General features: G+C 67.6%; 10 protein-coding genes and 1 pseudogene. 7 read left to right on the top strand and 4 right to left on the bottom strand.

Going from position 1 to position 12,458, the window contains the following annotated elements; translation table 11 throughout:
- Nucleotides 1-75 precede the first annotated feature (75 nt).
- The 5 genes from ACZ6DT_RS10770 to ACZ6DT_RS10790 are packed head-to-tail and all read left to right on the top strand — an operon-like array spanning nucleotide 76 to nucleotide 5,298.
- Entirely contained in the window at nucleotides 76-1,146 is a 1,071-nt protein-coding gene (locus ACZ6DT_RS10770) for a trehalose-6-phosphate synthase (RefSeq protein ID WP_465591915.1), read from the top strand.
- A complete protein-coding gene (locus ACZ6DT_RS10775; protein WP_465591918.1) occupies nucleotides 1,143-1,883 on the top strand; it encodes an HAD family hydrolase in 741 nt (246 codons plus the stop codon). Before ACZ6DT_RS10770 ends, ACZ6DT_RS10775 begins: the two co-directional genes overlap by 4 nt.
- Nucleotides 1,868-2,761 carry an NAD-dependent epimerase/dehydratase family protein gene (locus ACZ6DT_RS10780; protein WP_465591921.1) on the top strand — a complete coding sequence of 298 codons (894 nt, stop codon included), beginning with the start codon at nucleotides 1,868-1,870 and terminating at the stop codon, nucleotides 2,759-2,761. The genes ACZ6DT_RS10775 and ACZ6DT_RS10780 overlap by 16 nt, the downstream gene beginning before the upstream one ends.
- Before the next feature lie 18 nt (nucleotides 2,762-2,779).
- Complete coding sequence (locus tag ACZ6DT_RS10785; RefSeq protein WP_465591924.1) at nucleotides 2,780-4,078, top strand: aminotransferase class III-fold pyridoxal phosphate-dependent enzyme; 1,299 nt, start codon at nucleotides 2,780-2,782, stop codon at nucleotides 4,076-4,078.
- A 5-nt stretch (nucleotides 4,079-4,083) separates the two neighbouring features.
- On the top strand, nucleotides 4,084-5,298 hold the full coding sequence (locus ACZ6DT_RS10790) for an MFS transporter (RefSeq protein ID WP_465591927.1): 1,215 nt from the start codon (nucleotides 4,084-4,086) through the stop codon (nucleotides 5,296-5,298).
- Between the two features lie 23 nt (nucleotides 5,299-5,321).
- Here the strand turns inward: ACZ6DT_RS10790 and ACZ6DT_RS10795 are convergent, their stop codons facing one another.
- Nucleotides 5,322-5,528: a hypothetical protein gene (locus ACZ6DT_RS10795; protein WP_465591930.1), complete on the bottom strand. Its 207-nt coding sequence runs from the start codon at nucleotides 5,526-5,528 to the stop codon at nucleotides 5,322-5,324.
- Nucleotides 5,529-6,453: 925 nt separating this feature from the next.
- Here ACZ6DT_RS10795 and ACZ6DT_RS10800 point away from each other — a divergent pair.
- Nucleotides 6,454-7,561 (top strand): annotated as a pseudogene (locus ACZ6DT_RS10800) (IS256 family transposase); the annotation flags it as partial.
- 866 nt (nucleotides 7,562-8,427) lie between these two features.
- Nucleotides 8,428-9,705, top strand: a complete 1,278-nt coding sequence (locus tag ACZ6DT_RS10805) for a pentapeptide repeat-containing protein (RefSeq protein ID WP_465591933.1) — start codon at nucleotides 8,428-8,430, stop codon at nucleotides 9,703-9,705.
- A 124-nt stretch (nucleotides 9,706-9,829) separates the two neighbouring features.
- Here the strand turns inward: ACZ6DT_RS10805 and ACZ6DT_RS10810 are convergent, their stop codons facing one another.
- The 3 genes from ACZ6DT_RS10810 to pip all read right to left on the bottom strand — a co-directional run bounded on the left by ACZ6DT_RS10810 (nucleotide 9,830) and on the right by pip (nucleotide 12,353).
- A complete protein-coding gene (locus tag ACZ6DT_RS10810; protein WP_465591936.1) occupies nucleotides 9,830-10,024 on the bottom strand; it encodes a hypothetical protein in 195 nt (64 codons plus the stop codon).
- A gap of 1,154 nt (nucleotides 10,025-11,178) precedes the next feature.
- Entirely contained in the window at nucleotides 11,179-11,331 is a 153-nt protein-coding gene (locus ACZ6DT_RS10815) for a hypothetical protein (protein ID WP_465591939.1), read from the bottom strand.
- A 44-nt stretch (nucleotides 11,332-11,375) separates the two neighbouring features.
- A complete protein-coding gene (pip, locus tag ACZ6DT_RS10820) occupies nucleotides 11,376-12,353 on the bottom strand; it encodes a prolyl aminopeptidase (RefSeq protein ID WP_465591942.1) in 978 nt (325 codons plus the stop codon).
- Nucleotides 12,354-12,458: the final 105 nt, after the last annotated feature.

Consider the following 12,458-nt stretch of genomic DNA (forward strand, 5'->3'; position numbering starts at 1 on the left):
GCGTTCCCCGCCCAACAGTAAGGGGCCACCCCCCCCAACGCCCACCACCCGCCACCCCCCCCCCCCCCCGCTGAGGTGGCCCGCGACGCCCCGGCCGGGGCGGTCGTCTCGGTGCACGACTACCAGCTGCTGCTGACCCCCAACATGGTGCGGCGGTTGCGCGGCGACGTCCGGATCGCCCACTTCAGCCACACCCCGTTTCCGACTGCCGGATCGCTGTCCGCGCTGGCGCCGGATGTGGTGCGTGAGCTGGTGGGCGGTCTGCTGGGCGCCGACCTGCTCGGCTTCCAGTGCTCGTTGTGGGCACACCGGTTCCTGTGGTGCTGCGACCGGCTCGGCTTCGAGGTCGACGGGGCGGCGGGTGCCGTGCGCGTGGACGACCGGACGGTGTGGGTGCGCACCTACCCGGTGACCGTGGACGCGGCGGCGGTGCTCGCCCGTGCGCAGTCACCCGAGGTACGGCGGTGGGCACGGCATATCCGCGGCGGCGATCCGCGCCGGGTGATCGCCAGGGTCGATCGCCTGGACCCGGCCAAGAACGCGCTGCGCGGGTTCGAAGCCTACGCCCGGCTGCTCGATCGCGACCCGCGGTTCGCGATGGAGACGCGCCTGGTCGCCTGCCTGATCCCGTCACGGGAATGGCTGGCCAGCTACCGCGACTACGCCGGGCGGGTGCACCGCCGAGTGCGGGAGATCAACGACCGGTATCCCGGCGCGGTCACGGTGTATCTGGGCGAGAACCAGGACCGTGCCTTCGGCCTGCTCGCCGGGCACGACCTCCTTCTGGTCAATCCGGTGTCCGACGGCATGAACCTGGTCGCGCAGGAAGCCGCCCTGCTCAACAAGAACGACGGAGTGACCGTGCTCTCCGCCACCACCGGCGCGGCCGGCCTGCTCACCGGCGCGGTGCCGTTGACCGACCCGCGCAGCGTCGAGGCGACGGCGGACGCCATGGAATTCGCGCTGTCACTGCCTGTCAAGGCACGCCGGGAGCGTGCCCGCGCCATGAACACCGCGGTAGCGGAGGCAAACCCGTCCCGGTGGTTCGAGCACCAGCTGGCCGATCTGGAGGCGGTGACGGCCGGTTCGCCGCCCCGCCGCGCGTCGTCCGACCACCTCGATGCGCTCGCGGTGCGAGTTCGGTGACCGGCCGCACCCGGGCCCCGCGGGCGCTGCTGCTGGACTTCGACCACACCCTGTTCGCCTTCGACGACAGCATCTCCTGGTTGCGTGCCGCGATTCGGGACTGCGCGATGACCATCGACGAGACTGCGGTACGCCGGCTGTACGCGCGGATCGAGGAGGCCAGGACCTGGTCGCGGGTGCGCGAAGCGCAGCAGGGATGCCAGCGATCGCCGGTGACGCACCGGGACGCGTCGCTGTTCTGGTTCCGGGAGGCGGGCACCGGCGAGGTGCTGGCCGAGGCGCTGCACCGCCGGCTCACTACGCCCCCGGACTGGCTGCCCTATGCCGACGTGCCCGAGGTCCTGACTCGGTTGCGGCGAGGCGGTGTGCCGGTCGCGGTGGTGAGCAACGTGGGCTGGGACATTCGGCCGACTTTCGTCCACCACGAGCTCGCGGCAGGCGTGGACAGTTTCGTGCTGTCCTGTGAACAGGGCACCGAAAAGCCCGACACCGCCATGTTCCGCACCGCCTGCGCCGAGCTGGGTGTTCCGCCCGAGGACGTGGTCATGGCCGGGGACGACCTGGTCAACGACGGCGCCGCGCTCGCGATCGGCGCCCAGGTGTACCTGCTGCCGAACCAGCCGCGGGGTGCGGTCCGCGGGCTCGCGCCACTGCTGGACGTCCTGGGCGTCCAGGAGGGCGGGGCGCCACCGCCAATCCCGATCAGTCAAGGAGTGACATCGTGCTCATCGGAGTAACCGGAGCGAGTGGGAAAATCGGCAGCCGGGTGCTGGCCGATCTGGCCTCGGCGGGTCACCGCGTCCGCGGCATCGACGTCGGCCGCGACTACGGAGAGAACTACCGTCGCGCCGACCTGCGCGAGCTGTGGCAGACCCTGGACGCTCTCGAAGGCGTAGACGCCGTCGTGCACCTCGCCGGAATGGGTGCCCCCGAGGGGGGTTCGTACCCGCTGCTGGCCGAGCAATCGGTCTTCGCCGCCAACACCCTGTCCTGCTACAACGTCTTCCTGGCGGCCGGTGAGCTGGGCATTCCCCGAGTGGTATGGGCCTCCAGCGAAACCGTCATGGGTTTCCCGTTCCGGCAGCGACCACCGGATTTCGCCCCGCTGACCGAGCAGCATCCCCGCCGGCCCGAGTACAGCTATGCGCTGGCCAAAGCGACTGCGGAGCATCTGGCCGAGCACGCCGCGCGCCGCGGTGAGCTGACCGTGGTGGGCTTGCGCTTCTCGGTGGTCCTCGACGAACAGGACTACCACCGGCTACCACGCTGGTGGGCCGATCCAGACCTGGCGAGCTGGAACCTGTGGAGCTATGTGGACATCCGCGATGTCGTCGACAGCTGCCGGATCGCGCTGGACGCGCCGATCGACGGCGCGCAGAACTTCATCATCGCGGCACCGGACACGCTGATGGACCGGCCCACCGAAGAACTACTGGCCGCCTACGCACCCGAAACGCCCGTGTCCGGTCTCGTGCCCGGCTTCGGCTCGCTCCAGTGCACCGAGCGGGCGCGCGCGGTGCTCGGCTACCAACCGCACCGCTCCTGGCGGGACCACACCGTCGCCCGCGCTGACGGCTCGCCCGCACTGTCCACTTCGTCCGTCCACAATCGATAGCCAAGGAGACCTCCGTTCATGACAACCATGGCCGAGCTGATCGACCGATCCCTGGCCTCCACCGCCAGCCGGCGCTGGGACCTGGAAAAGCGGTTCCCGGTGGTCGCCGACCGCGCGCGAGGCTGCCACGTGTGGGACGCCGACGGCAAGCGCTACATCGACTACACCTCGTGCAGCGGCGCGGCGCCACTGGGCATCGGCCATCCCGCGGTCCTGGAAGCCGCGATCGCCACGCTGCACCAGGGCGGCATCGTGCCGAACACCCTGACCCCGGCGCGGATCGAGACCGCGGAACTGCTCCTGTCGATGTTCCCGTTCGCCGAGCGGGCGCGGTTCTTCCGCACCGGCTCCTGCGCCACCACCGCGGTGACCCGCATGTGCCGGCTGCACACCGGCCGCCGGTTGGTGCTGACCACCGGCTTCCACGGCTGGCACGACTGGCACCTGCAGACCGCGTTCGGCGGCCTGCCCGGCCGCGACCCCGAAACGGTCGACTTCGGCTACGACCTGTCCCGGCTCGCGGAGCTACTCGAAACCAGGGCCGAGGAGGTGGCGTGCGTGATCCTCACCCCGGAAGTCGCGTTCTACCCCCACGAGTACCACGTACGGCTGGCCGAACTGGTGCACGGGCACGGCTGCCTGCTGGTACTCGACGAGGTGATGACGGGCTTCCGGTACGCCCTCGGCGGGTACTCCCCGATCGCGGGCATCCAACCGGACCTGATCACCGTAAGCAAGGGACTGGCCAACGGATTCGCCCTGTCCGCGGTGCTCGGCCGGGCCGACGTGTTCGACGGGCCGGGGGATGCCTACTTCGGCAGCACCTACCAGCGGGAAGTGACGCCCTACGCGGCTGCGGCCGCCTGCCTGAAAGTGTTCGCCTCCACCGACCCCACCGAGGCCATGCGCGCCACGGGCACCACGATGATCCGCGGTCTGAACCAGGTCTTCGGCCGGTTTTCGGTGCCCGCGGTCGCCTTCGGCCGGCCGTCGATGTTCCGGGTGCTCTTCTGCGATGACGACACCGGCCACGCCTTCTACAGCGGACTGCTGCGCCGCGGGGTGCTGATGGAATACGGCGGCGTGCATATGATCTCCGCGGCCACCTCCTCCGACGACCTGGCCCACACGCTGCAGGCCGCCGAGCACACCCTCACCGAGTTGGAGCGAAGCGGGCAGCTGGTGGCCCGCGACGGTGGCGTGCGGGACGAGGACGCTCACGCGCTGGCCGGACGCGCGTTCGGGGCGACCCAGGACAGTGTGCGCGCCTGGTGGCCAGGATTCGACGCCGAGCAGTTCGCCACTGCGAGGGGATAGTGCCGATGTCGGTGGGATCAGCGCCCACATTGGCACCACGGCACCGGGCGGCGTTGTGGGCGGTGCGACTCGTCTTCGCGCTCACCGGGTTGCTGTTCGCGACCTGGGCCGCTCGCATCCCGACGCTGAAGACCCAGCTCGGCCTGAGCGCCGGCGAGCTGGCCGTGGTGCTGGCGGGGCTGAACCTCGGCGCGGTGTTCGGGCTGCAACTCGGAGGGCTGGTAGCCCCGCGCTTCGGCAGCCGCGCCACCCTGCGCGCGGCGATGCCGCTGTTCGCCGCCAGCCTGTCCGGGCTCATCCTCGCCGGCGATCTGGCCGGGCTCACCGCCGCCGTGTTCGTCTTCGCGATGGTCAACAGCGTGGTCGACGTGGCGATGAATGCCCACGGCGTGTCCGTTGAGCGGGTCACTGGCCGGGCCCTGCTTTCGGGCATCCACGCCTGCCACAGCCTCGGTGCCGTCGCCGGCGCACTGCTCGGTGCACTCGCCGAACTGCTCCACCTGCCGGTGCCGGTGCATTTCGTACTGACCAGCGTGCTGGCCGCCGCGGCCGCGACAGTCGGCGGCCGTGCCCTGCTGCCCTCGCTGACCGACGCGGTAGCGCCCGTCCTGCCCGGCGACCGGGCGGGAGGATTCACCGCCCGCTGGCCACCCCAGGTGATCCTGCTGGGCCTGCTGGCGTTCTGCGTCGCGCTCGCCGAGGGGGCGGCCAACGACTGGGCCACGGTCTACCTGCACGAAGAGACCGGCGCCAGCACCTCGGTGGCCGCGGTCGGATTTGGTCTTTTCGCCGCGACGATGTTCATCGGGAGGTTGCTCGGGGACCGGCTGATCGACCGGTTCGGGCTTCGATGGCCGTTCCTGGCCGGAACTCTGGTTGCCGGCCTCGGGTTCGGGGCCGCGCTCCTGCTCGACAGCACTGCGGCCGGGCTGGCCGGGCTGGCGCTGCTTGGCCTGGGATTGTCCTACACCCTGCCGGTCACCTTCACCGCCAGCGGTTCCGTGCCCACCCTGCATCCCAGCCGCACCATCGCGAACGTGTCGACGCTGGGATACCTCGGCTTCTTTTCGGGGCCCGCGGTGATCGGCCTGGCCGCCGAAAATTTCGGCCTCACGATCGGCATGACGATCCCCGTGGTGATCATCCTGGTCGCCGCGTGCGGCGCGGCGATCCTGCCCCGCCGAAGGCCGCCGAGCGACGTCCACCAAGCCGGAAATTAGGCTGCCTTCGGATCACAAACTCGTCAGGGAGTGGTGCGCTTCCGATTCCCCGTGATGTCCAGGCTCTTGTCGACCTGCGCGATGAGTTCCAGCGTGATCACGACCTTTCGACGAGCGCCCTGAGGGTCCGTGACACCGGTTCCGCCGGGACCGGTCAGGCGGACCTGGCTGCCAGTGCCCTCGACGAAGATTGCCCCCTCGGTCTCCGCGACTTCGGCGGCGTTGCCCAAACGTCTCCGCCCGTCCTACGCCGAGATCATCTGCCGGATCCACGAAGGCCAAGACCCCGATACCTTCGACGACACCGGCGCCCTCTGGCCCAGCGCCCGCCACCCCGGAGGCCGCCTTCAGGAAAGCCAGGAAGCTCGCGCCGTCCCGGGCCGAATAGCACTCGCCGAACACTTCGCCGGTGCCGACGTCCAACGCCGCGAACAAGTTGGTCACACCGTGATGGACATAGTCATGGGTGCGTTTCTCGGTCGCGGCGAAGGTGATCGGCAGCAGCGGCTGAGTCCGGTCCAGGGTTTGCACCTGGGTCTTCTCATCCACGGTGAACACCACTGCCCCGCTCGGGGCTCTAGGTAAAAACCGACATCGAACGCCTCACCACAGACCGACAGGACCGTCTCGGCAGAGTCGTCCCACGAGTATCGCCATGCCGCTTAACCCGCACGGACGTAGTTTTCGACATGCACAAGGTCCCAGGGGACCGGTCGCCCGAAGTCTGGACGCAACCGCACGGCACGGGTGATGGTGAACACCTGGCTCGCGGACAGGCCGAGATGGCCGCTGGCGTGTCCATGTCCTGGTGTTCCTCGTGGTGCTCGCCTCCTGGGACGGCTCGTACCGGCTGGACAGCAGATTGCCGTCGAAGGTGTGGGTGTGTGCGTCGATCAGCCCGGGCAGCAGGGTTTCCCCGTGCCGTCGACCATCACCTCCGGCGGCGGCCCGCCCGGTGTGGCGATGTTGCCACCGTCGATCAGCACCTCGGCGCAGTCCGTGGGCCGTGTCATGACAACCGTGTAAGCCGCGGATGGACCAGGATCGGATCCTCGGACGCGACCCAGAAAGGCTCTATCTGTGACTGAGGACACATCTGATCGGGATTCCGGTTCCGCGGCCGACGAGGCGCTCGCGCGTGTGCTGCCGCCGGACATGCTCGACGCGTTGGTGAAGGACGCGTATGCGCGTGGCGGCGCGCTGGGCGCGCAAGAATTGCTGAACGAGATGACCAGGGCGGTGCTCGAGCGGGCGCTGGACGCCGAAATGACCCATCATCTCGGTTATGAGAAAGGAGATCCCGCCGGGAACGGGTCCGGGAATTCCCGGAACGGCAGGTCTCCGAAAACCGTGTCCACTTCGAATGGTCCGGTCGAGCTGGCGGTGCCGCGCGACCGGAATGGTTCGTTCGAGCCGGCGATCGTGCCGAAACGCCCACGCAGGCTGGGTAATATTGACGAGGCGATCCTGTCGCTGTATTCGCGTGGCATGACCACGCGGGACATCGAATCTCATGTGCGTGAAGTATATGGCGTGAACGTGTCACAGGAATTGATCTTCAATGTGACCGAAGTGGTGACCGACGAGATCGCGTTGTGGCAATCCCGGCCTTTGGACGAGATGTACCCGATTCTCTATGCCGACGGTCTGCGGCAGCAGCGGGGCAAGGACAAGGGCGTGGTCACCTCCAAGGTCGTCTACCTGGCCATCGGTGTGGACATGGAAGGCCGTAAACACGCCCTCGGGCTCTGGATCGCCGAGACCGAAGCGGCGAAGTTCTGGGCCAAGGTCGTCACCGACCTGCGGAACCGTGGCGTGAAGGACATCCTGATCGCCTGCTGCGACGGTCTGACCGGACTGCCTGACGCGCTCCGCGGCGCGTTTCCCCGAGACCGTGGTCCAAACCTGCGTCGTGCACGTGATCCGCAACGCCATGCGATTCATTTACTATGGCGACCGGAAGAAAGTCGCCGCCGCCATGCGGGACATCTACACCGCGCCGACACTCGAGGCAGCCGAGATCGCGCTCACGCGTTTCGACAAAGACTTCGGCACGCAATACCCGGCCGCTATCCAGGTGTGGCGGCACGCCTGGAACGACTTCACCCCATTCCTTGACTATCCACCTGAACTCTGCCGGATTGTCTACACAAAAAACCTGATCGAGAACATCAACTCCCAGCTCCGGAAAATCACCAAGAAGCGCGGACATTTCGACAGCGACACCGCCGCGACAACGGCATGCCTCGGTCGGCGGCGAGTTGGCCCAGTACCCGCCACCGGTGTCCGGTCGGTTCGCATGCCACGGTGATTCCGGTGTGCCCGGCCGTGCTCGCCCGCTGGGCGGCCCAGTCCAGCGCGGTCCCAAGATCCCAAGCGCGGCAGCGGAATGTTTTACGTACCAGCACTTTCGAGTCATGGTCGGGACGACGATCATCTGTTTGCTGTCGGCGAGGTCGATGCCCACGATCGCGTTCTGAGCGGGGACCAGTGCGCGGAGCCGGGCCAGTCGAGCGTTGCGGTTGCGGTCACCTCGGGAGATCCCACTACTGTTACCCATGAACGTCCTCCTCGTGCGATGGGACACCAAGCCCGACAGCGCATCAGGGGGCGTTCCTTCGTGGAGCACCGACACGCAGAACATCTGTCTATGCCGCGATGAGGACCTTCGGACAGGCGGCTAAACCAGTCCACGCTGCCCGGTCGCCGCAGCCGCGAGGCTCAGCTCAGCCGAGGAATGCCAAGAGTTGAGACTGACTATCGTGACGACACCGTGAGACAAACCGAGAACGCCCAAGTCGTACAAGATCGTCATGTCACGAGCGGTGAGAACTCACAACGGAGATGTCTTCGGCTCGCCGCAGTCGGTGTCATACGTTCCTCGGTCGCTGACGTGCCGGGAGTACATCCCGTCACGCTCCCAACCGGAGCTCGCCGAGACAAGCCGATGTGGACGATCGTCCGGGCAGGAATTGTCATCCGAACGGACGTCGCGGAGTGACCGACGGAGTATCCCCGCTGAGGTCGCACTACGCCAAATGCCGTGTGAACGGTCGGGCGTGCCCGGGTCTTGCGGCATCCCCGCCGATTTCCTCAAAGTCTTCACTGGTTTCCGCCACGATGAATGTTATGACCGACGATGGGCGGCCGGCGGCCGCGAGCAGTTCCTCGGCCCAGGGCTCCGCACCGTCTTCGGTGAAGCGGCTGCCTGAGCTGACCCGGACCACGATGTGGGCTACTGCGGGCGTGATCACTGTGCTGACCGCGGGCGCGGTGATCGTGCTGTGGTGGCCGGCCACCGCCGGGCTCACCGGCGCGGATCTGATCAAGGCACGGTTGGACGCGCTGAAGATCGGGCTCAGCATCGGTGTCGGCAGTGGCGGCGTGGTCGCGCTGTACCTCGCTTGGCGCCGCCAGCACTCCACTGAAGCCGACCTCGACAACCGCGAACGCGCCCTCGCTCACCAACAGGACGTCGCCGCGGTCACCCAGGCGCACCAGGAACGGACTGCTGACGACGCCAGAGCCGACGCGATCGAGCGCCGGATCACCGAGCTCTACCTCAAAGCCGTCGAACAGCTCGGATCCGACAAAGCCCCGGTTCGCTTCGGCGGCCTCTACGCTCTCGAACGCCTCGCCCAGGACAACGAGACCCAGCGCCAGACCATCGTCAACGTCTTCTGCGCCTACCTGCGCATGCCCTTCGACCTCCCGAACGAACTGGGCCGCGACGACAGCGCCGGCACCGAACAGCGCGACAACTACCGCGAGAGCGTGCAGGAACGGGAAGTCCGACTCGCCGTCCAGCGCCTCCTCGGCGAGCACCTCAAACCCGACAGCGGCTCCGCCTACTGGGGGCCACTTGACCTGGACCTAGCCGGTGCCCAGCTCATCAACTTCGACTTGACCGACGCCCGGATCAGAAACAGCAGCTTTCGCCAAGCCACCTTTACCGGTGACGCCCGGTTTCATAAAACGACTTTCAGCGGCGGCGCGTGGTTCAGCGGGACAACCTTCACCAGCGCTGCCTGGTTCGACAGGGCGACCTTCAATGACGGTGCCGTGTTCCGCAGGGCGGCCTTCAACGGCGACGCTTGGTTTGACGAAGCGCTCTTTACTCGCGTTGCCTGGTTTGACGGGGCGACCTTCAACAGCGAAGCGTGGTTCCGCGAAGCGACCTTCAGCACCGCCTGGTTTGACGGCGCGACCTTCAACGGCGAAGTCTCGTACGACGGGGCATCGATGAACGGCAAGCTTTTCAGTCGCTCGTCGGGGGGCTCAGACGAAACCGTGTTCGTCGGTGGCGTCCTGACATGGTCGATGGCGACGCGTGCCGCCGCATGCTCCTGGAGATGCGCCTCCTGCACGAGATTCGGCAACGGAAAGCCCATTGTGATCCACGCTTAGGAAAGAGGGCAGCCCGCCTCCAGGTTGGTGCCGGTCAGTGGAGTGGGGCGCAGGCTGAAGAGGCTGCCGAGATGGAGGTCGGTTGCGCTCCCAGGCCGCAGTAATGCTGTCGGGGAGCGACCGATCAGCAGGCGAAAGTCAGGATCAAGGTGTGGTGTTCCGGGGCCGGGTTGCCGGCGAGTTTCCTGAGCTCCCACAGGGTTCCGTGGTCGTGCAGCCGCCGGGACAGCGAGACCAGTTCGTCGACCTGACGCTGCTCGACCAGGCCGCGCAGCAGCCGGCAGCAACCGACGCTACGAGGATCCCGCCGAAAGATCATGTGCTGGAGCTCATGGATCGTCTCACCGGATGGTGCCACCCGGACGCTCGCCTCTGAGCGCAAACGCACTCTCATGCCGCGATGAGGACGCTTGGGCAGGCGGGTGGACTAGCCCATGCTGCCCGGCCGCCGCAGGCATCTGGCTCACGCCCGCTGAAGAAATGCCATGAGTTTGAGACTGATCATGGTGGCACGGTTTCGGGAAAACGGTCGTTCGGCCGGAGCCCGTGTGCGATGTCAGGACGGCGTCGTGCCGGGCGTACCGGGTTCGGCGCTGTCCGGCACCGTAAAGTGGTGCGCGTCGCGAGCGTGCCGCTCACGGGGCTCAGAACAGGGCGCTCACGGCTCGATTGTCAGTCACCGCGTTCGTTGTGCGCGGCCCTGTGCTGCGCCAGGTCACCGACCATGGTGTTCGTCAGCCCCATTGTCCGCGAGAGTGACGCCTGGTACTCAGCGGAGTTCCACAGGGTCCGTATGCCCTGCCAGAGGCAGTGCCAGGTGCAAAACGCGATGACGCGCTGCGGCGAACCGCTGATACCCAGCCGACGTCCGCACGTGTTGCAGCAATTCACGGTCGTCTGCTTCCCGACCACCTGGTCGAGTATCGCCGTACGCGCTCCTCGATGCAACGAGCGGCAGTTCGCGCTGCGCCAGATACGCGACGGGGGCGTCCTTGACGAGCACGGAAGCGCGGTCCAGAGTCGGTATGCGTCTTCGGCTGCTTCCCAGATCTTCGATGACCTTGTCGCGAGGTCGTCGAGTAGCGCCACGCTATCGGCGTCCTGGCCTCTGCGAACGCTTGCGCGGGGCCGGCGACCCGGGGGGCGTTTGCGACGGCTGGGCCCAGAAGGACTGGTCCAGCGGTACTTCTTCGATGTCGTTGCGGGCGGTTGGTGTCCAGGTGACGGTCCACTCCTCGGCGGGTGCCCGATCCGGGCCCCCGCGTGGGCGGCGGTTTCGGTGGGCCAGACGTTCAGACCGTCGATCTGGCCGGGCAGCCCGCGGTAGCCGAATCGCCGGGCGGTGGAGAAGCCAAGCCACGCCCCCGGCCACCACGACGTCGCGACGGGCGGGGCGGTCTCGATGAGGTCGCTCCGCCACTGAGCGACGGCGTTCCAGGCAGTGGTCTGCTCTTTCCACAACTCCCGGTCCTGTCATTTCAGCGGCCGCCCTCCGTGCTGGAGGGCGTCAAGCCGGCGCGTGCGTTCGGTCGCGTCCTGGTAGGCGCCGGGGGCTATCCGGCACGCACCCTCTTCGAGGTCGTCCAGCGAGCGGGTGATCAATGTTGTGTCCTCGTCATGTTCCATCAGGGCCTCCGTGGGTCGGTTAGCGGGGCAGGGGGCCGTGACGGCTACTCGTCCTGGTCTTGGGCGAGGCGGTCGGTGGCGGTGATGATCGCGGTGGTCATGCTGCCGCCGTTATGACCGGTGTCGTCGAGAACGACGAGCTCGCTTCCGGGCCAGGCCCGGTGCAACGCCCAGGCCGTGCCGAGTGGACCGCTGATGTCGTAACGCCCGTGGATCAACACGCCAGGAATTCCGTGGAGCCGCTCGATGTCACGCAGTAGCTGGCCCTCGTCCAGAAAGCAGCCGTGGGACCAGTAGTGGGTGACGAGGCGGGCGAAGGTCAGCTGAAATGCCGGGTCGGCAACCGACAAGGATGGTGCGGCGTCGGGGGCCAGCGACATGTGCGTGTCCTCCCACTCGCACCACCTGCGTGCGGCCTTGGCCCGGACCTCGGGGTCGGGGTCGTGGAGCAGCCGGCTGTAGGCGGCCGACAGGTCACCGTCGCGTTCGGAGGCGGGCACGCCGTCGCGGAACCGTTCCCACTCGCGCGGGAAAACGCGGCCCATGTCGCGGGTGATCCAGTCAGTGTCGCGTCGGTCACCATTGGTGATGGCGGCGAGTACCAGTTCGGTCACCTGCTCGGGATGCGCTTGGGCGTAGGTGAGCGCGAGTGTGACGCCCCACGAGCCACCCCACACCAGCCAGCGCTCGATTCCCAGGTGGATCCGCAGCGCCTCGATGTCGGTGACGAGGTGCTGGGTGGTGTTGGCCGACAGGTCAACGACCGGATCGGCGGCCGAAGGCGTGCTGCGCCCGGAGTTGCGCTGGTCGAACAGAACCACGCGGTAGCGGTCCGGGTCGAACAAGCTCCGCATCCTGGGAAAGCTCCCCGAACCGGGACCGCCGTGCAGCACCACGGCCGGCTTGCCGTCGGGATTGCCCGACACCTCCCAATACAGCGAATGGCCGTCGCCGACCTCCAGCATGCCTGACTCGTGCGGCTCGATCGATGGATAACGCCCGTCGTCGGATGTACTCGCCATACAGGCATCATCGCGTGCCGGTGCCCGACAGGAGGGAGGGAGTTCGAAAGTTGTCACGGATTCCCCGCCCGCGCGACGGTCGCGCCAGCCCGGCGCCGTCCCGGC

It is taken from the genome of Amycolatopsis sp. NPDC041971, assembly GCF_055588925.1.